This window comes from Dactylosporangium sp. NPDC050588, assembly GCF_040654975.1.
GTDB classification, from domain to species: Bacteria; Actinomycetota; Actinomycetes; order Mycobacteriales; family Micromonosporaceae; genus Dactylosporangium; species Dactylosporangium maewongense.
In genome coordinates this window covers 22954-45340 of sequence record NZ_JBFAJA010000103.1, presented here as the reverse complement: position 1 = coordinate 45340, position 22387 = coordinate 22954, and the positions used below count along the sequence as shown (strand labels likewise).

The 22387-nt window shown below is 71.5% G+C and carries 21 protein-coding genes; 6 read left to right on the top strand and 15 right to left on the bottom strand.

Going from position 1 to position 22387, the window contains the following annotated elements:
* Positions 1–1740: 1740 nt before the first annotated feature.
* Complete coding sequence (locus AB0I21_RS48690; protein WP_354905506.1) at positions 1741–2625, bottom strand: hypothetical protein; 885 nt, start codon at positions 2623–2625, stop codon at positions 1741–1743.
* Positions 2626–2712: 87 nt separating this feature from the next.
* On the opposite strand from AB0I21_RS48690, the gene AB0I21_RS48685 reads away from it, so the two are divergent.
* Positions 2713–4353 carry an alpha-amylase family protein gene (locus tag AB0I21_RS48685; RefSeq protein ID WP_360571495.1) on the top strand — a complete coding sequence of 547 codons (1641 nt, stop codon included), beginning with the start codon at positions 2713–2715 and terminating at the stop codon, positions 4351–4353.
* Between the two features lie 3 nt (positions 4354–4356).
* On the opposite strand, the gene AB0I21_RS48680 is transcribed toward AB0I21_RS48685, so the two are convergent.
* A complete protein-coding gene (locus AB0I21_RS48680; protein ID WP_360571493.1) occupies positions 4357–5349 on the bottom strand; it encodes a sigma-70 family RNA polymerase sigma factor in 993 nt (330 codons plus the stop codon).
* 26 nt (positions 5350–5375) lie between these two features.
* Here AB0I21_RS48680 and AB0I21_RS48675 point away from each other — a divergent pair, with 26 nt between their 5' ends.
* On the top strand, positions 5376–6164 hold the full coding sequence (locus tag AB0I21_RS48675) for an alpha/beta hydrolase (protein WP_360571491.1): 789 nt from the start codon (positions 5376–5378) through the stop codon (positions 6162–6164).
* A 4-nt stretch (positions 6165–6168) separates the two neighbouring features.
* On the opposite strand, the gene AB0I21_RS48670 is transcribed toward AB0I21_RS48675, so the two are convergent.
* The gene (locus AB0I21_RS48670; protein WP_360571489.1) at positions 6169–7911 is read right to left on the bottom strand and encodes a bifunctional diguanylate cyclase/phosphodiesterase; all 1743 of its coding nucleotides are present in this window, start codon (positions 7909–7911) and stop codon (positions 6169–6171) included.
* Positions 7912–7967: 56 nt separating this feature from the next.
* On the bottom strand, positions 7968–8417 hold the full coding sequence (locus tag AB0I21_RS48665; RefSeq protein WP_360571487.1) for a MarR family winged helix-turn-helix transcriptional regulator: 450 nt from the start codon (positions 8415–8417) through the stop codon (positions 7968–7970).
* A 44-nt stretch (positions 8418–8461) separates the two neighbouring features.
* Here AB0I21_RS48665 and AB0I21_RS48660 point away from each other — a divergent pair, with 44 nt between their 5' ends.
* A complete protein-coding gene (locus AB0I21_RS48660; protein WP_360571485.1) occupies positions 8462–8821 on the top strand; it encodes a hypothetical protein in 360 nt (119 codons plus the stop codon).
* Here AB0I21_RS48660 and AB0I21_RS48655 read toward each other — a convergent pair.
* Genes AB0I21_RS48655 through AB0I21_RS48645 form a run of 3 tightly spaced genes read right to left on the bottom strand, consistent with a single transcriptional unit; the run spans position 8811 to position 12260 of the window.
* A complete protein-coding gene (locus tag AB0I21_RS48655; protein ID WP_360571483.1) occupies positions 8811–9926 on the bottom strand; it encodes a geranylgeranyl reductase family protein in 1116 nt (371 codons plus the stop codon). The genes AB0I21_RS48660 and AB0I21_RS48655 overlap by 11 nt on opposite strands.
* Positions 9927–9935: 9 nt before the next feature.
* A complete protein-coding gene (locus AB0I21_RS48650; RefSeq protein WP_360571481.1) occupies positions 9936–11015 on the bottom strand; it encodes an EscU/YscU/HrcU family type III secretion system export apparatus switch protein in 1080 nt (359 codons plus the stop codon).
* On the bottom strand, positions 11016–12260 hold the full coding sequence (locus tag AB0I21_RS48645; RefSeq protein WP_360571479.1) for an HDOD domain-containing protein: 1245 nt from the start codon (positions 12258–12260) through the stop codon (positions 11016–11018). It lies immediately after the preceding gene.
* A gap of 105 nt (positions 12261–12365) precedes the next feature.
* Between AB0I21_RS48645 and flhA the strand changes: the two genes are divergently transcribed.
* From flhA to AB0I21_RS48630, 3 genes are all read left to right on the top strand, one after another.
* Positions 12366–14411 (top strand): flagellar biosynthesis protein FlhA, encoded by a 2046-nt coding sequence (gene flhA / locus AB0I21_RS48640; protein ID WP_360571478.1) that lies wholly within the window; start codon positions 12366–12368, stop codon positions 14409–14411.
* Positions 14412–15108: 697 nt separating this feature from the next.
* Entirely contained in the window at positions 15109–16545 is a 1437-nt protein-coding gene (locus AB0I21_RS48635) for a hypothetical protein (RefSeq protein WP_360571476.1), read from the top strand.
* Positions 16546–16555: 10 nt separating this feature from the next.
* Complete coding sequence (locus AB0I21_RS48630) at positions 16556–16846, top strand: hypothetical protein (RefSeq protein ID WP_360571474.1); 291 nt, start codon at positions 16556–16558, stop codon at positions 16844–16846.
* Between the two features lie 31 nt (positions 16847–16877).
* On the opposite strand, the gene AB0I21_RS48625 is transcribed toward AB0I21_RS48630, so the two are convergent.
* From AB0I21_RS48625 to AB0I21_RS48590, 8 genes are all read right to left on the bottom strand, one after another.
* On the bottom strand, positions 16878–17651 hold the full coding sequence (locus AB0I21_RS48625; protein ID WP_360571472.1) for a flagellar biosynthetic protein FliR: 774 nt from the start codon (positions 17649–17651) through the stop codon (positions 16878–16880).
* The gene (gene fliQ, locus AB0I21_RS48620) at positions 17644–17919 is read right to left on the bottom strand and encodes a flagellar biosynthesis protein FliQ (protein ID WP_344515742.1); all 276 of its coding nucleotides are present in this window, start codon (positions 17917–17919) and stop codon (positions 17644–17646) included. The genes AB0I21_RS48625 and fliQ overlap by 8 nt, the downstream gene beginning before the upstream one ends.
* 15 nt (positions 17920–17934) lie before the next feature.
* Positions 17935–18699 carry a flagellar type III secretion system pore protein FliP gene (gene fliP, locus AB0I21_RS48615; protein WP_344515741.1) on the bottom strand — a complete coding sequence of 255 codons (765 nt, stop codon included), beginning with the start codon at positions 18697–18699 and terminating at the stop codon, positions 17935–17937.
* Positions 18696–18995 (bottom strand): flagellar biosynthetic protein FliO, encoded by a 300-nt coding sequence (locus AB0I21_RS48610; protein WP_360571469.1) that lies wholly within the window; start codon positions 18993–18995, stop codon positions 18696–18698. The genes fliP and AB0I21_RS48610 overlap by 4 nt, the downstream gene beginning before the upstream one ends.
* A 48-nt stretch (positions 18996–19043) precedes the next feature.
* Complete coding sequence (gene fliN, locus AB0I21_RS48605; protein ID WP_360571468.1) at positions 19044–19787, bottom strand: flagellar motor switch protein FliN; 744 nt, start codon at positions 19785–19787, stop codon at positions 19044–19046.
* On the bottom strand, positions 19784–20809 hold the full coding sequence (locus AB0I21_RS48600; RefSeq protein ID WP_360571466.1) for a flagellar motor switch protein FliM: 1026 nt from the start codon (positions 20807–20809) through the stop codon (positions 19784–19786). Before AB0I21_RS48600 ends, fliN begins: the two co-directional genes overlap by 4 nt.
* A gap of 96 nt (positions 20810–20905) precedes the next feature.
* Entirely contained in the window at positions 20906–21367 is a 462-nt protein-coding gene (locus AB0I21_RS48595) for a flagellar basal body-associated FliL family protein (RefSeq protein ID WP_360571464.1), read from the bottom strand.
* Between the two features lie 12 nt (positions 21368–21379).
* On the bottom strand, positions 21380–22300 hold the full coding sequence (locus tag AB0I21_RS48590) for a flagellar motor protein MotB (RefSeq protein WP_360571462.1): 921 nt from the start codon (positions 22298–22300) through the stop codon (positions 21380–21382).
* Positions 22301–22387 lie beyond the last annotated feature (87 nt).

Below are 22387 nucleotides of genomic sequence, written 5' to 3'. Positions count from 1 at the left end.
CGCGGCGGGTCCCGGCGGGGATTCTCACCCGCACCCCAATGCGCCGCTCCGCGACGCACTGCCCGCGCCGAGACGCGAGCCAGGCCAAGCGCCGCATCCGCGCCGCATCCGGTGGTCGCCCACCCCGCCCACGGACCGCAGCGTGCGGGCCCACCCAAGCCGACGCCGTTCACCACACGATCGAAGGACAGCCCTGGCCACCCACACCGCCAGATCCGTCCTTGGATCACGCGGTCGGGCGCACATCGCAGCGTCGCCGCCGGTCTCGGGTGCTCGATCAACTGGTCCGGCGCACGTCACGGCACCACTGCCGTTGCTGGCCCCCGAGTGCTTGATCGAAGGACAGCCCTGGTCACCCGGGCGACCAGATCCGTTCTTGGATCACACGGTCGGGCGCACGTCGCTGCGTCGCCGCCGGCCTCGGCCGCTCGATCATGTGCGGTCACGGCCATCGCCGCAGGATCCGTCTTTGGATCAACTGGTCGGGCGTGCATCGCGGCAGCACTGCCGTTGCTGGCTCCCGGGCGCTTGATCGATGGACAGTCCTGGCCGCCCGCACGACCAGGTCCGTTCTTGGATCACGCGGTCGGGCGCACGTCGCAGCGTCGCTGCCGGTCTCGGCCGCTCGGTCAAGTGCGGTCACGGCCCACCGCCGGACCTCGTCTTTGGATCAACTGGTCGGGCGTGCATCACGGCAGCACTGCCGTTGCCGGCCCTGAGCGCTTGATCGATGGACAGTCCTGGCCGCCCGCACGACCAGGTCCGTCCTTGGATCACGCGGTCGGGCGCACGTCGCAGCGTCGCTGCCGGTCTCGGCCGCTCGGTCAAGTGCGGTCACGGCCCACCGCCGGACCTCGTCTTTGGATCAACTGGTCGGGCGTGCATCACGGCAGCACTGCCGTCGCCGGCCCTGAGCGCTTGATCGATGGACAGTCCTGGCCGCCCGCACGACCAGGTCCGTCCTTGGATCACGCGGTCGGGCGCACGTCGCAGCGTCGCCGCCGGTCTCGGGCGCTCGATCATGTGCGGTCACGGCCACCGCGCCGCCGCCGGATCGCGCCGCCGTATCCCGTCTTTGGATCAACTGGTCGGGCGTGCGTCACGGCAGCACTGCCGTTGCCGGCCCCGAGTGCTTGATCGAAGGACGGTTCTGGCTGCCCGCGCGACCAGATCCGTCCTTGGATCAGCCGGTCCGGTGTGCGTCGCAGACGCGTGATCGCCGGCTGCTCGGGGGGGGGTGTCCAGGCAGCGCGGGGTGATGTGGCGCAGCGGGCGGGATCGTGTCGGCCTCGCCAGCTGTCTTCTCGGTTATGTCCGCGCTGCGGACATAACCGAAATTTCGGTTATGTCGGGGAGCGGAGCGAGTCGACATAACCGAGGTGGCAGGGGCCACCCGGCCGTTGGGGCTCTGAACTGTGGGTGGGTGGGGTGGCGGAGGGCTTGGTCGCTTCGTGAACGGTCTATTTCCAATACTTAACTGTTAACGGCGCGGTGGGGTCGAGGGTTAACTGTTAAGCGGGGGACAGATCTTCCGGTCGGTCGTGGGCCGCCATTAACGTCGTTGGCAAGGAAAACGACTTCCTTGTGGAGGCGGCACATGCGTTCCACCCTTACCGTCGCGGCGACATCCCAGCCGTTCAGATGGTGACGCCGGTAATGTCCGGGAACAGAGGCGGGGCGCTGGTCACACCGGCGCCCCGTTGTTCCCAGCTGCCCAAGACGATCTGAGCAGCAGGAACTTCAGTCCCAGTCCCATCGGAACCCGTAACGACCCGGGCCGTAGTCCAGTGCGATCGCGTGGACTGAATTGCCCACATCGACCTCGTTAGGGGTCACCTGTTCGGTCTGGCCGTCCATCTGCTGGAACTGATAGACGGCCCGCGGCAGCGCTGCCGGGTCGAAACACACCTCGAGCACGTATTCACGCACTGGAAGCCGAAACTTGCGCTCATAATTGGTCGCGGTCGGAAACGGCGGATAATTATGTAGCGCATGTTCGGTGATGACCGTCTCTCCCTTGGCGAGCGGGCGGTCGAAGAGCAGCTCCGCCAGGAGAAACGCGCTTTCCACGTGCTCGACCACCCGGCCCAGGCGGCAGTTGCGGACCGCGGTGATCAGCGGGAGCGGGTGCTCCAGCTCGTCGAGGCGCACGATCACGACATACCGGTCGGGACCGTCGGCCTCGGCCCGTAACACCTGCCGGACGAGGAACGACACCTCCTCGCGCTCCGGCCCGACGTTGACCCGGTCGTGCTGACTGAGCCGGGTCAGCCGCTCGTCCCAGCGGGTGTCGACACCCTGCGCCAGGTCGGTGATGAGGTCCTGCTCGGACCAGAACGCACCCAGGCCGGGCGCCTCCTGGCTCTTGTGCAGGTGCCGGCCGCGCGGGCGCGGCGGCCCCACGAGGGCGGCAAGGGACCCCGGCTCGACCTCCAGGATCTTCTCGAGCTCGGCGAGGGCGGCCAGGGACTCACGCCGCTCGGGACGGCTGCGTCCGGTCTGCCAGTAACTCAACGTGGCGAGACTCACTGAATATCCCTCGGCGCGAAGCCGCTCCTGGATGCGTTCCAGTCCCAGGCCCCGTGCCTGGATGGCGTCACGTAGCGCGCCGGCGAAGTCGACCATCAGCCCCCCGGGAGCCATCCTCGCGGTCGGGGCGGGGGCACGCAAGCGCGCGTTTGCGTGAAGCCCGATTCGGTAACCCCGGACCACATGGGCGAGCGCTGGTACACCGAGAGTGTCATCTATTGCCTGGACGTCGAGACGTTCCAGGACTCCAACGGCGATGGCATCGGCGACTTTCAAGGTCTCATCAGCCGCCTCGACTACCTGACCAGGCTCGGGATCAATTGTCTGTGGCTGCATCCGATCCATCCGACACCCGGCAAGGACGACGGGTACGACGCCACGGACTTCTACAACGTCGATCCCCGGCTCGGCACGCTGGGCGACTTCGCCGAATTGCTGCACGAAGCGGCGAACCGCGGGATCAAGGTCATCATCGACCTGGTGGTGAATCACACGTCGGACGAGCACCCGTGGTTCCAGTCGGCGGTCGCGTCGAAGGACTCGCCGTACCGCGACTGGTTCGTGTGGTCCGACACGGAGCCGTCCGACCGCTACCAGGGGATGGTGTTCCCCGGCGAGCAGAAGGAGACGTGGACGTACCACCGCAAGGCCCGCGCCTGGTACTACCACCGCTTCTACGACTTCCAGCCGGACCTCAACTTCGCCAACCCGCTGGTGCGGGCCGAGGTGAAGAAGATCCTGGCGTTCTGGATCCAGCTCGGCGTCGCGGGGTTCCGCATGGACGCGGTGCCGTTCATCATCGAGCTGACGGAGCCCGGCGTCCCTGAAAGCCCGATGGACTTCGACTACCTCAGCGAGCTGCGGCAGCACATCCAGTGGCGGCGCGGCGACGCGGTGCTGCTCGCCGAGGCGAACGTGGAGCCGGAGAAGCTGCCGGAGTACTTCGGCGACTCCGGCGGGTCGGGCAACCGCATCCACATGCTGTTCGACTTCATGCTCAACGGCCGCCTCGTCCTCGCGCTGGCCCGGCAGCACCCGGAGCCGGTCATCGAGTGGCTGCGGACCACGCCGAAGCTGCCGCCGGGCGGGCAGTGGGCGACGTTCCTGCGCAACCACGACGAGATCGACCTGTCCCGGCTCACCGCCGAGCAGCGCGAGGACGTGTTCGCGCAGTTCGGCCCCGATGAGGACATGCGGCTGTACGACCGGGGCATCCGCCGCCGTCTCGCGCCCATGCTCGGCAACGACCGGAGCCGCCTGGAACTGGCCTACTCGCTGCAGTTCACGCTGCGGGGCACCCCGGTGCTGCGGTACGGCGAGGAGATCGGCATGGGGGAGGACCTGACCCAGACCGGCCGGTACGCCATCCGCACCCCGATGCAGTGGTCGTTCGCGAAGAACGGAGGGTTCAGCGACGCCGAGCCCATCCGCCCGGTCATCAGCAAGGGCGAGTGGGGCTACGAGAAGGTCAACGTCACCGCCCAGCGGCACGACGACCGGTCGCTGCTGGCGTGGTTCGAGCGGATGATCCGCACCCTCCGGGAGATTCCGGAGGTCGGCAGCGGCGTGTGTACGTGCGTCGACCGGCCGCTGCCGCCGGGGGTCCTCGCCCACCGGGCCGACGGACCGACCGGCTCGGTGCTGTTCCTGCACAACCTGGGCACCGAGGACGCCGTCGTCGACCTCGGCGACCTCGCCAAGGAGACGCACCTGCCCAACGACGTGTTCGCCGACCGGGAGTACGACCCCGCCGGCGACTTCACCGCGCTGCGGCTGGCCGGCTACGGGTACCGCTGGATCCGCCTGCGCCGCAGCAGTGTGTGACGGTCAGCGCGTCAACGGCAGCCCGAGGCGGCCGAAGTGGTCCTCGCCGATGAACGACGTGATCGCGCTGATCCGGTCGCCGCGCAGGGTCAGCACGCTGACCGACCAGGCGCGGTGCGGGCCCGTCCCGCCGTCGCGCAGGTAGCAGGCGACGGCGGGCTGGGCGTTCGCCGTCGCCGGCAGGTGCCGCCATGAGCCGCAGCGCTTCAGCGGCAGCTCGGCGGCGAACTCGATCGCGGCCTTCCCGCGGTACCAGTGCGGCAGCGGCGGCATCGACCAGGTCACGTCCTGCGTCACCAGCGCGACGAGGCCGGCCGTGTCGCCGCGCTCCATCGCCGTCGTGTAGCGGGTGACGAGCTCCCGGACCCGCGCGTCGCCGACGTCGCGCAGGGTCCGCTGCTGGGTCGGCGCCGGCACGCGGTCCGCGACGAGCCGGCGGGCCCGGGCCAGCGCCGAGTTCACCGAGGTGGGCGTGGTCCGCATCATCGCGGCGATCTCGGCGGCGGAGAAGCCCAGCACGTCGAAGAGCAGCAACGCCGCCCGCTGGTTGCCCGGCAGGTGCTGCAGGGCCGCGACGAACGCCAGCTCGACGGTCTCGCGCCGCTCATAGACGGCCTCCGGGTAGGGCTCCAGCCACGCCACCTCGGTCAGCGGGGCGGGCGCGAGCTCGACGCGTTCGCTGGCCGGCCCCAGATCCATCGGCAGCGCCCGCCGCCCCCGGGCCGCGGCGAGGTCCAGGCAGGTGCGGGTGGCGACGGTGTACAGCCACGCCCGCAGCGACCCCTGCTCCTTGACCGCGCCGATCCCGCGCCACGCCCGCAGCAGCGCGTCCTGCAGTGCGTCGTCGGCGTCGTGGACCGATCCCAGCATCCGGTAACAGTGCGCGTGCAGCTGCGCCCGCAGCGGCTCGACCAGTCTCGTGAACTCGTCGGCGGGATCGCGACGATTCTGCGCCCCGGCGCCGGTCTCACTGTCGACCGATGTTCCGACTGACATTCCCACCGCCTTGTCTGGAGGAGTTCATGAACCACACGCTGCGCGTGCCCGACGCCACCCTGTACTACGAGGTGCGCGGCCGGGGTCCGCTGCTGGTGCTCGCCGGCGCCCCGATGGGCACCAGGTTCCTCGCGCCGCTGGCCGACCTGCTCGCCGCCGACCATACCGTCCTCACGACCGACCCTCGAGGCGTCGGCGGCAGCGTCCCCGACGACCCGGACGCGGACTCGACCCCGCAGCTGCGCGCGGCCGACCTGGCCGCGCTGATCGCCCACCTGGACGCCGGTCCCGCCGCCGTCTTCGGCACGAGCGGCGGCGCCGTCACCGGGCTGGCGCTGGCGCAGTCGCATCCCGGCGTGCTGCACACGCTCGTCGCCCACGAGCCGCCGGTGACGGAGCTCCTGCCCGACGCCGCCGGGCAGCGGGTGGCGATCGAGGACATCATCGCCACCTACGCGTCCGGCGACGTGCCCGGCGCCTGGATGAAGTTCCTGGTCAACGCCAACATCCCGATGGACCCCTCGGCCGCGCCGCCCCAGCCGGACGCCCAGCAGGAGGCCGACGAGCGGTTCTGGTTCCTGCACGAGATGCGCGGCACCACCCTGTTCCAGCCGGATCTCGCGGCGCTGCGTTCGTCCGGTGTACGGATCGTCGTCGCCGTCGGGGAGGCCTCCACCGGTCAGATCTGTGACCGGACGTCGGCCGCCCTGGCCACGGAGCTGGGCACGGACCGCGCCGTGTTCCCGGGCGGGCACATCGCCTTCGTGGAGGACCCGGCCACCTTCGCGCCCCGTCTGCGCGAGGTCCTGAAGTAGGCCCTCAGCGGGAGGGGATCTCGCCGGCGGTCACGGGGCGGCCGAAGTGCCAGCCCTGACCGAGGTCGCAGCCCAGCGACGCGAGGCGGCCGGCCTGGTCGGCCGTCTCGATGCCTTCGGCGGTGACGGTCATCTGCAGGGTGTGCGCCAGGCGGATGACCGTCTCCACGATCTGCTCGTCGACGTGGTCGCTGGCCAGGGAGCGGATGCCGGCCATGAAGGCGCCGGCGAGCTTCAGGCCGTGGACCGGGAGGTGGCGCAGGTAGGCGAGGTTGGAGTAGCCGATGCCGAAGTCGTCGATGACGATGCGCACGCCCAGGTCGGCGATGGTGCGCAGGGTCTGGATGGGCTGGCCGGTCGACTGCATGAGGACGGTCTCGGTCAGCTCCAGCTGCAGGTTGGCCGGGGAGAGGCCCGTGTCGGCGAGGGCGTGGCGCACGTCGTCGAGCAGCCGGGGGTCGGTGCACTGGCGCGGGGAGACGTTGACGCTGATGAGCAGCGGCGTGTCGGGGTGCGAGCGCTGCCAGTCGGCGGCCACGCGGCACGACTCGCGCAGGACCCAGCGGCCCAGCGGATGGATCATGCCGGACTGCTCGGCGACGGGGATGAACGTGTTGGGCGAGACGGTGCCGAGGTCCGGGTGGCGCCAGCGCAGCAGGGCCTCGGCGCCGCGCAGCCGGTTGTCGGCGAGGGCCACGAGCGGCTGGTAGACCAGCTCGAACTCGCCGCGGTCCAGGGCGCCCGCGAGGCGGCCGGTCAGCCCGTACCGCAGGACCTGCTGCGCGTTGCGCTTGGCGTCGAAGAGCGCGTAACGGGCGCGGCCCTCCTCCTTCGCCAGGTAGAGCGTGGCGTCCGCGGCGCGCAGCAGCTCGTCGGGGTCGGCGCCGTGACAGGGCTGCTCGACGATGCCGATGCTGGCCGACACGGACAGCTCGTGGCTGTCGAGGCGGACGGGCTTGCTCAGCTCCGCCAGCATCGACTCGGCCAGCTCGGTCAGCTGGCCGGGGCCGGTGCTGTGGCGCACGACCACCACGAACTCGTCGCCGCCGACCCGGGCCACGAAGTGGCCGGCGCCGTTGACGCAGGCCCGGAGCCGGTCGGCCAGGGCGACGAGGAGCCGGTCGCCGGAGCCGTGGCCGAGGGTGTCGTTGACGGTCTTGAACTCGTCGAGGTCCAGGAAGCAGACGCCGATCCGGTCGCGCCCGCCGGCCTCGCCGAGCGTGTCGGTGAGGTGCCGGTAGAGCAGGACCCGGTTGGGCAGCCCGGTCAGCGGGTCGTGGTGCGCCTGGTGGTGCAGCTCCAGCTGCAGGCTGTGCTCGGCGTCGGTGAGCGCCCTGGCCCAGGCGCGGCGGATGCGCTCCTGGTCGTCGAGGATCCGCTGCCGGCCGGCGCGGGTGAAGCCGGCCGCGACCGCGCCGAGGACCGCGCCGATCCTGTCGTCGTCGGGCTTGACGTCCGCGGCGGCGGGCAGTGAGGCGAGGACGGCGATGGAGTGCTGGAGCGCCTCGGGGCTGGACAGCCCGACGTCGACGAGCGCCGCGCCGGCCCCGGCGGCGGGCCGGGGGTCGAACGGGTCGGCGCGCAGCACGCCGGCGAGCAGTGTGACCAACTGCTCGAAGCGGTCGCGGAGCGTCTCGGCGCCCACGTCGAGGAAGCTGGTCCGGCGGACGGCGGCGACCCACCGGTGCGCGAGATCGGACAGCGCAGGCTCGATGAGCGCATCGTCCTGGCCGTCGGCGCCGGTCAACCACATCACCTCTGGCGCGAAGATTACCGTGCGCCGGAGCATTGAAGAATCGACGCTCAGTGCCGTTGTCCGGCCGTTTCGGTGAGGCCCGCCACGAAGCGGGTCAGGAGCTGGGCGAACGTCTCCACCTCCGCGGGCGTCCAGCCGGCGGTCGCCGCGGCGAACCTCGCCCGCCGCGCGGCGTGCACCCGCTCGCACAGTGCCAGCCCGGCCGGGGTGCGCACGAGCAGCGACCGGCGGCCGTCGTCCTGGTCGGCCTCGCGCCGCACCCAGCCCGCCTCGACGGCGGCGGCGACGAGCTTGCTCGCGCGGGGCTGCGCCACGTCGAGCGCGGCGGCGACCGCCGTCACCGTCGCGCGGTCGCGCAGCCCCTCGACCGCGTCCACGACGTCGAAGGTCGCCGGGTCCACCCCGCTGGCCGGGCCGCTGCGGGCCAGCGCGCGCCGGGTCTGGCTGCGCCGGATCGACACCATCGCGGTCTCGACGGCGGCAAGGGAAGGATGCATAATTTTTGTTATCTACATTCTGGAGGCATGTACAGGTGGAACCCATGAAACCAGAGGACAGGCCGATCGGCTATTGGCTGCGCGAGCTCGACCAGCGGATCGAGGGCGCGTTCGGGGCCGCGCTGGACCGGCAGGGGCTGCGCCGCCGGCACTGGCAGCTGCTCAACGGCCTCGGATCGGAGGACCCGTTGTGGGAAGGGCAGGGGGAGTGCCGGCAGGACCTGGTCCAGCGGGGGTGGATGCGGCAGGACGGCGCGCTCACGGATGACGGCGAGCGGGCGCGGGCGGCGATCGCCGCCGACGTGGCCGCGGTCCGCCGCCGGGTCGCCGAGGGCGTCCCCGTCGAGGACTACCTGACCACCGTGCGCACCCTGGCCCGGATGGCGGAGAACCTCAGCGCGTGACCACGTGGCGGGCGATGGCGCCGACCGTGCGCGGGGTCAGCGTGCCGTCGCCGAGGCCGAGCTCGATCAGGTCGTCGAAGACCGCCTGGCGCCGGTCGGCGGCGCGCACCGCGGCGTTGACGATCCACTGCCGGCCGCCGAGCAGCGCCGCCGCCCGCGAGTGCCGCAGGTGCCGCCCGAGCCGGCCCCGCAGCGCCGCGGCGTACCGGCGTCCCGGCGCGTCACCGGACGCCGCCGCACCGGCCAGGGCGCCGGACAGCACCGCGTAGAAGATGCCCTCGCCCGTGAAGGGGTTGATCAGCGACAGCGCGTCGCCCGCGAGCAGCAGCCGGCCCCGGGCCGGCGCCGGGCGGCGCGTCGACAGCGGCAGGTGGTGCGCCCGCAGCCCGGTCGCCGCCGCCGTGTCCACGTCGGGCAGCAGCTCGGCGAGACGGTCCAGCAGGTGCGCCCGGGAGACCGGCCGGCCGTGCAGCACCTCCCCGTAGCCGATGTTGGCGGTGCCGTCCCCGATCGGGAAGGCCCACGCGTAGGCCGGCCACTCCCGCGACGCGGTCACGATCCGCTGCTCGGCGGGCTGCCCCGCGAAGGGCGCGTAGCCGCGGATGGCGAGCGCCAGGTGGCCGGGGCCGTTCGGTGGCTGCCCGAGCGCCTTGCGCACCGTCGAATACGCGCCGTCGGCGCCGATGACCGCCCGCGCCGAGACCATCCCGTCGACGACCACCCGGTCCGGGCGCTCCTCGATGCGGCGCACGGTGTGGCGGCGCAGCACCGCCCCGGCCGCCACCGCACCGGCCACGATGCGTTCGTCGAGGATCAGCCGGGGGATGGTGTACGCGGGACGCGCGTGCCTGCGGGCGACCGCCCCACCGGCGGGGCCGACGAGCCGCAGCGACGGCACCGGCGCGAAGCCGTCCTCGACGCCGGTCACGCCGAGCCCGGCGAGCACGTCGAGGGCGTGCGGCGCGACCCCGTCACCGCACGGCTTGTCGCGCGGGAAGCCGGCCTTGTCCAGCAGCAGCACGCTCGCGCCGGCCCGCCGCGCGGCGAGCGCCGCCGCCGCGCCCGCCGGACCGGCACCGACCACCACGACGTCGAAGTCGTCCATGCCAGCACGCTAACGGTGCTCCGGCACCGTGTGCACGCCGGCGGCGGACCCCTTCGACTTGAGCATCATGATGAACGCGAGCACCCGGGCGACCGCGCCGAAGAACTCCGCCGGGATCTCGTCGCCGATCTCGCACGCGCCGTGCAGCGCCCGGGCGAGCGGCACGTCCTCGACCATCGGCACCCGGTGCTCGGTGGCGACCTCGCGGATCTTCAGCGCGATCACGCCCAGCCCCTTCGCGACCACCCGCGGCGCGCCCTTCGTCGGGTCGTACCGCAGCGCGACCGAGACGTGCGTCGGGTTGACCACCACGACGTCGGCCTTGGGCACGTCGGCCATCATCCGGCTGCGGGCCATCTCGTGCTGCCGCTGCCGGATGTGGCCCTTCACGTGTGGGTCGCCCTCGGACTTCTTGTGCTCCTCCTTGATCTCCTCCTTCGACATCATCAGCTGCTTGTTGACCCGGCGCTTGGCCACGAAGTAGTCGGCGAAGGCGAGCACGAGGCCGGTGACGGCGGCGATCCGGATGACCTTCAGCACCGTGTCGGCGACCAGGCCGATGATCGTCTGCAGCGGCATCGCGGTCGCGCCCAGCAGCGTCGGCACCAGCGTGTGCATCGTGTTGTAGACGACGATGCCGAGGATGATCACCTTCGCCAGGGACTTGACGCTCTCCCACGCCGCCTGGCCGCCGAACGTGCGCTTCAGGCCCTTGAGCGGGTTGAGCTTCTTGAAGTCGGGCTTGAGCTGCTTCGTCGCCGGGCGCAGCCCGCCCTGGGCGGCGGTGCCGACGATCGCGAACACGAACAGGCCCACGGTGATCGGCGCGGCGCAGATCGCGATGTCCGTCATGCCGGTCTTGAGCAGCTCCAAGGCCTTGGCCGGCTCCGGGTCGGTGAACGCCTGCGTGCTCTTGGAGAACAGGTCCTGGGTCCGTGCCATGACGCTGCGGGCCGTCATCGGCAGGAGCACGCTGGCCAGCAGCACCCCACCCCACGCGCCGAGATCCGGCGTGCGGGCCCGGGTGCCTTCGCGCCGCGCCTGCCGTTTCTTCTGCTCGGTAGGCTGCTCGGTCTTCTCGCCAGCCATCTACCGGCCCAGCGCGCCCTCGATGGTGCGCATCGACCAGCCGACCGCCGCCAGGTACGCCTTCGCCAGGTCCGCCGACGACACCGGCGCGGCGGCGAGGGCGTGCTCGTCGGCCACCTCGTACGCCCGCACGATCGACAGGACCTGGCCGAGCCGGCCGTGCCCGTCGACGAGCGCGTCGGCCACCTCGACCGTCAGCGGCAGCCGGTTGACCAGCTCCGCGACCGGCTCCGAGATGAGCTCGGCGACACCGGCGAGCAGGCCGACGGTGAACGCCGCGTCGCCCTGCAGCCCGAGCCGCTCCGCGACGGTCTGGCACAGCCGGGCCCGGGCCATCGTCGTGGACAGCTGGTCCTCGGTCGCCGACTCCGCCACGTCGCTGACGAGCATCAGCGCCGCCCACTGCCGGATCTTCGCCGAGCCGAGCAGCACGACCGCGTCGCGGACCGACGCCACCTTGCGCGGCAGCCCGGACGCGGCCGAGTTCGTCGCCCGCAGCACGCGGTAGGACAGCGCCGGGTCGCTCTGCACGATCGCCGACACCTTCGCGATGTCGGCGTCCTCCGCGGTGACCGCGCCGAGCAGCTCCAGGCGGCGCAGCCGCGACGGTGACAGCGCGACCGCCGTCAGCACCTGGGGGCGGCCCACGGCGTACCCCTGCAGCAGGTCGAACCCGAGCCGCTGCGCCAGCAGGATGTGCTCCTCGATCTCCACCCGCTCCGCGACCAGCTTGATCCCCGGGTAGCGGCGGCAGCGGGCCACCACCTCGACGAGCTCCTCGGGCTCGCGGATGAGCAGGTCCAGCTTCACGTACGAGGCCAGGCCCAGCAGCCGCTCGTGGCCGAGGCCGAACACGAAGTCGTCGAGGGCGATCTCGTACCCCTGCTGCACCAGCCGCGCGGTCCCGGCGAGCACCGCGTCGTCGATCTCGACGGTCTCCAGGATCTCCAGGATCGCGTGGTCCGGGTCGAACGGCAGCGGCAGGTCACCGACGAGGAAGTCGCGGGTCAGGTTGATGAAGCACTTGCGGCCGCCGACGAGCTGCTCCAGGCCGAACTCGGTGAACGCGTTGACGATGACCTGGCTGGTCGCGTACGCGCTGCGCCGGGACGCCTCCACCTCGTCCGCGGCGCCACGGAACAGCAGCTCGTAGCCGACGACGTGCCCGGACCAGTCGTAGAGCGGCTGGCGTCCGATGTGGACGAGCTGCGTCGAGTCGGGAGTGGAGGTCGTTGCGGGCTGCACGCCCCTGACGATCGGCACCCGGCCCTGCAACCAAAGGAAAACCCTCAGAACTACCCGTTCGGCACCGATCAGGGGAACGCGTCACATCGGAAAGACGGGGAGAGCGTGCCCAAACGCCTGTCGCAGTTCATCGTGCCCATCGGCATCGTGCTGATCATCCTCATGATGGTCGTGCCGCTGCCGGCCATGCTGCTGGACACGCTCATCGCCGCCAACATCACGCTGGCGCTCGTGATCGTGCTGGTCAGCATGTACGTGAAGCGGCCGCTGGAGTTCTCGTCGTTCCCCTCGCTGCTGCTCATCGCGACGCTCTTCCGCCTGTCGCTCAACATCAGCGCGACGCGGCTCGTGCTCACCCAGGGCTTCGCCGGTGACGTCATCGAGGCGTTCGGCCACTTCGTCGTCGGCGGCTCGCTCATCGTCGGCCTCGTCATCTTCCTGATCCTGTTCATCGTCCAGTTCATCGTCATCACCAAGGGCGCGGAGCGCGTCGCCGAGGTCGGCGCCCGCTTCACCCTCGACGCGATGCCCGGCAAGCAGATGGCGATCGACGCCGACCTCAACGCCGGCCTCATCGACGAGGCCACGGCCCGCAAGCGCCGCACCGAGATCACCTCCGAGGCGAGCTTCTACGGCGCGATGGACGGCGCGTCGAAGTTCGTCAAGGGCGACGCGATCGCCGCCATCATCATCACGCTGGTCAACCTCATCGGCGGCTTCGCGATCGGCATGCTGCAGCGCGGGCTGTCGGCGACCGACTCGATCCAGACCTACTCGCTGCTGTCCGTCGGCGACGGCCTCGTCTCGCAGATCCCGGCGCTGCTGCTGTCCGTGGCGACCGGCCTCATCGTGACCCGCTCCGCCAACGACGGCGACATGGGCGCCACGGTCAGCAAGCAGCTCAGCCAGAACCGCCGGGCGCTGCAGATCGGCGGCGGCGCGGCGCTCGCGCTGTGCCTCATCCCCGGGCTGCCGAAGCTGCCCTTCCTGCTCGTCGGCGCCGCGGTGCTGATCATCGCCCAGCGCCTGCCGAAACCCGTCAGCGAGGCAGACCAGCAGGACGCTGCCGCCGCCGAGGCCGAGCCGCCACCGCCGGACCCGACGGAGACGCTGCTGGGGGAGATGCGGGTCGACCCCCTCGAACTGGCCCTGGCGCCCGACCTCGTCGACCTCGTCGACGCCAGCGGCGGCGACCTCCTGGAGCGGGTCCGGGCCCTGCGCCGCAAGGTCGCCCTGGAGCTCGGCATCGTCATGCCGCCGGTGCGCACCCGCGACGACCTGGAGCTGCCGCTGTCGACGTACGCGGTGCGCATCAGCGGCGTCGAGGTCGGCCGCGGCCAGGCGCCGCCCGGGACGGTCCTGGCGATCGGCGACGGCCTGGACTTCCTGCCCGGCCGGGCCGGCGTCGAGCCCGTCTTCGGCCTGGCCGGCAAGTGGGTGCCGGCCGAGCTGCGCCACCAGGCGGACCTCACCGGCGCGACGGTCGTCGACCGGGCGTCCGTCATCATCACGCACCTGGCGGAGATCGTCCGCCTGCACGCCAGCCGCCTGCTGGGGCGCGAGGACGTCCGCGCGCTCACCGAGATCGTCAAGCGCACGCACCCCGTCGTCGTGGAGGAGCTGACCCCGGCGGCGCTCAGCCTCGGGCAGGTCCAGCGGGTGCTGCAGACCATGCTCGACGAGGGCGTGCCGATTCGCGACCTGGTGCGCATCTTCGAATCCCTGTCGCTGCAGGCGAAGCAGTCCACCGACCCCGACTCGCTGGTCGAGGCGGCGCGGGCGTCGCTCGGGCCGGCGATCGCCTCCCGGTACGCCCACGACGGCACCCTCACGGCGATCACGCTCGAGCCGAGACTGGAGCAGCAGCTGCTGGAATCGCTGCGCCCGACCGACAGCGGACTGCAGCTGCTGATCGACACGGCACGCGCCGAGTCGATGCTCGCCGACCTGACCAGAATCACCGAACTCGGCGAGGAACGGGGCGTCAGTCCCGTCCTCGTCTGCTCACCGCAACTGCGCAACGCTCTGCGGAAACTGGTGCAGATGGCATTGCCGCGTTTACCGGTTCTGTCCTACTCAGAGATCGCCGGGAGTACGCTGCGGATTGAGACTATTGGGGTGGTGAATGGTGCCTACCCGGTTGCTGCTTGAGGGTCGTGACCTCGAAGAGCTGCTCGCGCAGGTCCGCGCGGAGCACGGGCCGGATGCTGTCATCGTCTCTGCCGAAAAAGTGCGCACCGGCGGGGTCGGTGGCCTTTTCGGAACTCAGAAATATGAGCTGACGGTGGAGGTCCCCGATGCCGTTGCGACAACTCAATCATCAGGCCAGGCACCGCGCAAAGGCGACACGCCGAATCGCACACTGAGTATCGAGGATCTGGCCGCGCTGGCGGATGCCGCCGAATCGCAGGGCAGGAATCCGACGTTCGCCGACGCGCTCGCGGATGCGCGGGCCGCCACGCCGCGGCCGCCCGCCGGCGCGCCCGTCTCCGGCGCGGCGCCCGCCGGTGGGCCGCAGCGGCCGCCGGTGCCAGGACCTCCCGGGCCTCCAGTGCCTCCAGGACCCCCAGGACCTCCAGCGCCTCCCGGGCCTCCCGGGCCTCCTGGGCCTTCGGGTGCGCCCCAGCCGCCGGCCGGTGGGGCCTGGCCGCCGCAGGCGGCCTCCGGCCCGACGCCGGCGGGCGGTGGCGGGCAGCCGCGGCCACCCGCGGGTGCGGCGCGGCCGTCCGACGGCGGTCCTTCCCGGCCACCCGCCGGTGGCCCGCCGCGGCCGCCGACGGCCGCCGACGCGCTCAACCGGCTGCTCGCCGAGGGCCCCGCCCCGGAGGCGCCCGCGGGCGCGCCGTCGGTGCGGCCGTTCCGGCCGGCGGCCGGCCAGCCGATCGCGAAGCTCGGCGTCCAGCAGGTCACCGTGGACCCGCGCTTCGAGCAGCGCCCCGACGTGCCGCAGGCGGCCCGGTTCCAGCCGCCGCCGATGCCGCAGGCGCCGCGGGTGCAGCCACCGGCGGACGTGGACCCGCGCCGCGACGCGCCGCAGGCGCCGCGGGTGCAGCCACCGGCGGACATGGACCCGCGCCACGACGCGCCGCGGCCGCCACGGTCGCAGCCGCCGGCGGACGTCGACCCGCGCCGCGACGCGTCGCGGGCGCCACGGTTTCAGCCGCCGCCGCCCGCCGCGCCGGACCTGGACCCGCGCTACGAGCAACACCACGATCTGCCGCAACCACAGCGGTATCAGCCGCCCGCCGCACCGAACGGCGGAGGGATCTGGCCCGAACAGACGCGGATGGACCCGCGACGGCGCGCCCCGGCGCGACCGAACCCGCCACGCCCACTGTCCGACGACGAGATCGAATATTGGCAGGAGTCCTCAATGCCTGTTGAAGCCACCGCCACCGTGGAGAAGCCGCGGACACCGGATCAGAGCGAACGGCTCGCCGGGGCCTACAGCCCGCACACCGCCGCGCAGGCCGCGGCCGCCGCACAGGCGGCGGCGGCCCCTGCCGAGCGCACCGCCGCGGAGCGCACGGCCGCCGCCGCCGAGCGGGCGGCGCGTTCGGAGGCGGCCGCCGCCGAGCGGGCCGCCGCGGCCGAACGCGCCGGCGGCGACCGGGCCGCCGCGGAGAAGCCCGATCGGCAGACCGCGCTGGGCCGCCGGCTGCAGTCGCTGGGCGTGCCGTCGGACATCGCGTTCCGGGCCAACGCCGCCGACACCTACAGCGCCGTGGTCGACGCCTTCGCGGCGCTGCCCGTCGCCGAGCCCGCGCCCGACGGCCCGGGGGAGACGCTCATCGTCGTCGGCGAGTCGACGCACGCGGTCGAGGTCGCCCGGTGGGTCGCGGAGACCCAGCGGCTCGACAGCGACCACATCCTCTTCGCCGGCCGCAACGCCGCCGCCGCGGGCATCGACGCCAAGCGCCGCATCACCGGCGCCCACGACGCCCGCCTCTGGGCCAAGAAGCTGCGCAAGTCCGACGCGCCCAGCGTCGTCGCCGTCGAGGCCGCCCTGGACGAGTCCGCCTGGGCCGCCGCGATCGTCGAGGCGGTCCGCCCCGTCGCGGTCTGGGTCGTCGTCGACGCCAGCCGCAAGACCTCCGACGTCGCCCACCACCTGCAGGGCCTGCGCCGCGTCGACGCCATCTGCCTGCGCGGCACGATGTCCAGCGGTGACCCGGCCAGCCCGCTGTCGCTGCGGGTGCCCGTCGCCCTCCTGGACGGCCGGCCCTCGACACCGTTCCAATGGGCCGCGATGCTCTGCGAGCGCCTGAGCCTGGTGGGCGGCTGACGTGCTGGGGATGGCACGCTTCTCCACGCTGTTCCTCGCCGTGGTGATCGCGTCGCCGGCCCTCTACGCCACGTTCGTCACCCACCATCTCGACCTGCAGACCGGGCTGCTCCGCCTGCTCATCGCCGTGCCGGTGGCCGCGGTGATGCTCGCCGTCTTCCGGATGGTGATCCGCAACTACGGCAAGCCCGACAAGAAGCGCGAGCCGTCTCCGGACGCCGCCACCGGCGATGAGCCCCTGCGCGCCGAGGCAGTGGCCGGCGAGCCCTTCCCCCAGCGCCGTGCCGAGGACAACCCCTGACCCACCCGTGCCGCTGACGCCCGCGCCGTGCTCAGGCGGCCAGGAGCTTCAGGACCAGGGTCACGGAGCGGTCGGTCAGGTTGGCGATCGCGTTCGGCAGGAGCATCATCGCGGTGCCGACGATGACCAGGGTGAGCAGGACCTTCGCCGGGAAGCCGAAGGAGAACGGGTTGAGGGCGGGGGCGGCGCGGGTCAGCAGGCCCAGGGCGACGTCCACGGCGAGCATGATCGCGACCAGGGGGGCCGCGATCTGCAGGCCCGCCAGGAACATCTCGCCGAAGCCGTCCTTGATGATGCCGGCGAAGGTCTCCAGGGAGAAGGCGTCGTTGAGCGGGATCGCGGTGTAGGAGCGGGCGAAGCCGCGCAGGATCAGCTGGTGCGAGTCGGTGGCGAACATGAGCGCCATGCCGATGAGGTTGTAGAAGCGGCCGAAGACGGCGTTGCCCTGGAGCATGAAGGGGTCCATCGAGAAGGCCAGGCTGAAGCCGCCGACGAGGTCGATCATGTTGCCGGCGATCTGGACCGCGGCGAAGAGCAGCGCGGTGATGAAGGCGAGCGCCGCGCCGATGACGGCCTGCTCGAGGGCGTTGAGGACGAGCACGCCGGTGGACATGCCCGGCGGGATCTGCGGGGCGAGGCGCGGGGCGATGGGCAGGGCGATCGCCACCGACAGCAGGGCCTTCACGGCGGCGGGCGCGCCGCGGTTGTTGAAGGGCGGGCACAGGGCGAGCCACACGCCCGCCCGGATCGAGCCGAGCAGGATCGCCAGGACCGTGCTCAGCGGCACGGTGTAGGACTCAGGCACCCTTGATCAGGTCCGGGATCTGGGCGTAGAGCTGCTCGGTGTAGGTGACCATCTCGTGCAGCATCCAGTTGCCGGCGAAGAGCAGCGCCAGCCCGATGGCGGCCGCCTTCGGGACGAAGGAGAGCGTCGACTCCTGGATCTGGGTCACGGACTGGAAGAGTGAGATGGCGAAGCCGACGACGAGCGCCGTGAGCAGGATCGGCGCGCCGAGCTTCGCGGCGATCGTCATGGCCTCCAGGCTGAGCTCGAGGATCTTGGTGTCGGTCATGCGGGGTACACCTCGTCAGTGGTAGCTGGCCACGAGGGCGGTGAGGATCAGCCCCCACCCGTTGACCAGGACGAACAGCAGGAGCTTGAACGGCAGCGCGATGGTGACGGGCGGCAGCATCATCATGCCCAGCGACATGAGGGCCGCCGAGACGACCATGTCGATGACCAGGAACGGGATGTAGATGACGAAGCCGATGATGAACGCGGCCCGCAGCTCGGACAGGACGAACGCGGGGATCAGCGTCGACAGCGGCACGTCGTCCTTGTTCTTCGGCAGCGGCCGGTCGGCGATCTTCGTGAAGAGCGCGATCTCGTCCTTGCGGGTCTGCTTCAGCATGAACGCCTCGAGCGGCTGCATCCCGTCCTTGAAGGCCACCGCCTGGGTCTTCTCTCCCTTCAGATAGGGCTGGAGCCCGACGTCGTTCACCTCGGAGACGACCGGCGACATGATGAAGAGGCTGACGAACAGCGCCAGGCCGGCGATGACCTGGTTGGGCGGCACGTTGCTGAGGCCGAGCGCGTTGCGGGTGATCGACAGGACCACGAAGACCTTCGTGAAACTGGTCGTCATCAGCAGCAGCGACGGCGCGATCGACAGCAGCGTCAGCAGGATGATGATGGTGATCGACTGGCTGGGCTGGACGCCGCCGACGTCGATGTTGACCGTGCCGTCGGGTGGGGTCGGCGACACCGGTGGCTTCGGCGTCGGTGCGGCGTGGGCGGCGGCGGGCAGGAGCAGCGCCGTACCGAAGGCGGCAAGCGCCAGCAGGAGCCTCATCGCCTGCCCCTCAGGAACCGCCAGGCCTCCGCCGAGAGCAGCGAGCCGGCCAGGGGGGACGGGCGCGGATCCTCCGGCGCGCCGGCGGAGAACACCGCGGCGTCCGCGTCGGCCAGCAGCGACACCCCCGCGTCGCTGACGCCGAGCACGAGGGCCCGGTCGGCGACCTTCACGACCGCGACCGACGAGCCCCGGCTGAGCTGCTGGCGGGCGAGCACGGTGACCAGCCCCGCGCCGTGGCCGCCGCCGACCCCGCGCCGGGCCAGCCGCGCCAGGGCCCACAGTAGGGCGAACACTACGGTGAGTGAGCACAGGACGCGCAAAGCCAGTTCGAACATCAGCGACTAGGCCCGGTCCGAAGGGCCGACGATCTCGGTGATCCGGATGCCGAAGTTCTCGTCGATCACGACCACCTCGCCGCGGGCGATGAGCCGCCCGTTGACGAGCAGGTCGGCGGGGCCGCCGGCGGCCCGGTCCAGCTCGATCACCGCGCCGGGGGCGAGCGACAGCAGCTCCCGCACGCTCATCCGGGTCCGCCCGAGCTCGGCGGTGACCTCCATCTCGACGTCGTGCAGCAGGTCGAAGGCCGGCGGCCGGCCGCGGTCGTCGCGGTCGTCGCGGAAGTCGCCGGCGCCCCCACCGGAGGTCACCTCGACCGCCACGGCCAGCGCGACGACGGCGTGGACGGCGCCCTGGTCGGTGGTGAGCGGCACCAGGACGCCGCCCGCGGCGACGACCTGCCCCATGGCGGCGGCCGGCTGGAGCACCTCGCCCGGGTCGACGACGACCGGCCCGACGGTGGTTGCCGCGGCCTCCAGGGCGGGCCGGACGGCCTGGCTCAGGTCCAGGGCGCCCATGGGGGAGTTCGCGAGGGCCTCGACGAGGTCCTGGGTGACGACGATGGCGACCTCGCCCTGCGCGGTGCCGGCGAACCGGGCGCGGACGGCCTGGCCGTCGATCGCGAGCTCGTCGACGTTCTGCGTGGGCGCACCGACGGAGAGCGGGGAGCTGGCGGGCAGCAGCGCCACGGCGGCCTGTGCGGCCGCCTCGGCGCGGGCCAGCAGTGCCTCGTTGGTGGCGATGGTCATCGGCGGTTCTCCTCAGCGCGGTTCTGGCCGAGCTGTCCGGCCGGCTGTCCTGCGGGCCGGTGTGTCGGTCGTTGACCTGGCTGCGGGCTCGGCACCACGAGACAGGCCAGACGGTTGCCCTGCGCGCCCGGGACGGCGTAGGCGAACGTGATGTCCGCCGTGGTCACCGCCAGGGGCGTCGAGGTGGTGTGGGCGAGCGGCACGACGTCGCCCGGCCGTAGCCCGATCAGGTCGGCGGGGTGCATGCGGACCGGCTGGAAGCGCACCGCGACCTCGATCGGCGCGCCCTCCAGGCCGGCGACCACGTTGCGGTAGGCGACCTCACGGGCCGCCCGCTGCGCCTCGGTGAGCACCGCGCTGCCCTGCTCACCCTGCAGCTTCGGGAAGATCGAGCCGAACGGCAGGCAGATGCTGGCGACGCACTCCTCGCTGCCGACCCGCATCTCGAAGGACGCCACGATCACGGCGTCGGACGTCGCGCCCGCCTGGGCGAACTGGGGGTTGTACTCGATCGTCGTCATCTCCGGCCGTAACGCCACGATGCCCTCGAAGGCGTAGCGCAGCTCGCCGAGCGTCCGCTCGATGAGGCCGTGCAGCAACGGCATCTCGATGTCGCTCAGCGGGCGCTGGGGCTGCGGGCCGCCCGGGCCGCCGAGCATGTGGTCGATGCAGGCCATGGCGGTGCTCAGGGAGAACTCCAGGATGGCAGTGCCGGGTAATGGGTCGATGCTGAACATGGCGACGACGGTCGGGCTGGACAGGCCGCTGATGTACTCGTCGTAGGTCAGCTGTTCGATGGAGATCAGGCTGACCTGCGACACCGCCCGGAGGCTGGTGGTCAGCAGCGTGGCGTACTGGCGGGCGAAGGTCTCGTAGGAGATCTGGAGGGTCCGGATGTGTTCGCGGGACAGTTTGGTCGGACGCCGGAAGTCATACGGCTCAGGACCGGAGCTCTTGCCGCCACGCCGGCTCATCTTGCCGGGCGTGCGGCCGCTCCCGGTCGCCGACGTTGACTGCGTCACTCTCTTACCATCGGTCTTTTTGGGTGCAGCTTGACGTAAAACGGCCGAAACGGACCTAGAGGTTTCCTTGAAACCCCCAGATCCGCCGGTTCGGGCCTACTGGATCACGAACGACGTGAAGTACACGTCCATGATCTCTTTCGTCTTGTCCACCGTGTACGCCTTCTCGATCTTCTCCCGGAGCTCCGCCTTCGAGCGCTCCCGCTCGGTGTTGGACATGAGCTCCGCCATCGGCCGGTTGCTGTACAGCTCGATCGCGATGTCCAGCGCCTTGCTGCCGTCCGGGGCCTCGGCCGCGTCCGCGGTCGCCTGCAGCGACAGCCTGAGCTTCAGGAAGTGCCCGTCGGCCAGGTTGATCGTGACCGGGTCCAGCGGCACCACCGCGCCCGGCTCGGGCTCGGGCGCCGCGGTCGCGGAGGACGGCTTGAACATGACGTAGCCGCCCGCCCCGCCGCCCAGCAGCACCACCACGATCGCGATGATCATGATGAGCTTCTTCTTGCTCTTCTTCGGCGCCTCTTCGGTCTCCGCCTGGGCCGCCTTCTCGTCCTTCGCCATCCAGGCCGCTCCTTACGAGGTCGGGGTGGCCGAGGGCAGCAGCGCCCGGGTGTCGGCCGGAAGGGAGGACAGGACGATGATCTCCACCCGCCGGTTGAGCGACGCCGCTCGCGGGTCGTCCGCCGCGTACAGCGGCTTCGTGTCGGCGTAGCCGGACGCCATCAGGCGGTTCTCCGGGATGCCGGCGTTGCTGTGCAGGAAGCGCACCACCGTCGAGGCGCGGGCCGTGGACAGCTCCCAGCCGCTGGGGTAGCTGCCGGTCGTGGCGGCGAGCTGGTTGGTGTGCCCGTCGACCTCGATCTTGTTGGGCAGGCCGGCGATCGCCGGGCCGATCCCGGCCATGATCTCCCGGCCGGCGGACAGCAGCTGCGCCTCGCCGCCGTCGAACACGATCGCGCTGGTGACGACGGTGACGACCAGGCCGCGCTCGTCGATGGTGAACTTCACCGAGTCCTGCAGGCCCTGCTTCTCGAGGTTCTTCTCGATCTGGTCCTTGATCTTCTCGAAGTTCTCGACCTCCTGCTGCGCGGCCTTCTGCTTCGCCGACGCCGACGCCCGCTCCTTCGCCGCCACGGCCTCCTGGATCGCCGTCGCGTCGCTGGTGGTGCCGCCGATGCCCGAGGACAGGTCCATCGGGGAGTCGCTGTCGGAGGACTCCATGAGGTTGGACTCGCCGCCGTCGAACGCCACCGAGGGGGAGCCGAAGCCGACCGCGAGACCGTTCTTGAGCTCCGCGAACTTCTTCTGGTCGACCTGGCTGATCGCGAACAGCACGATGAAGAGCACCATCAGCAGCGTCATCATGTCGGCGTAGCTGACCAGCCAGCGCTCGTGGTTCTCGTGCTCCTCCTCGTGCGCGCCGTGCTTCTTGCCGTGGCCCTTCGCGTGCGCGCCCTTGGTGCCGCCCTTCGCAGCGTGCCCACCTCCGCTCATGCCGCCACCTCCGCTGCGCTCCGGCGTCGGCCTGAGCCGAACCTGTCACATGATGAGCGGACCGAGCCGCTTCGCTGTCCGCTCATG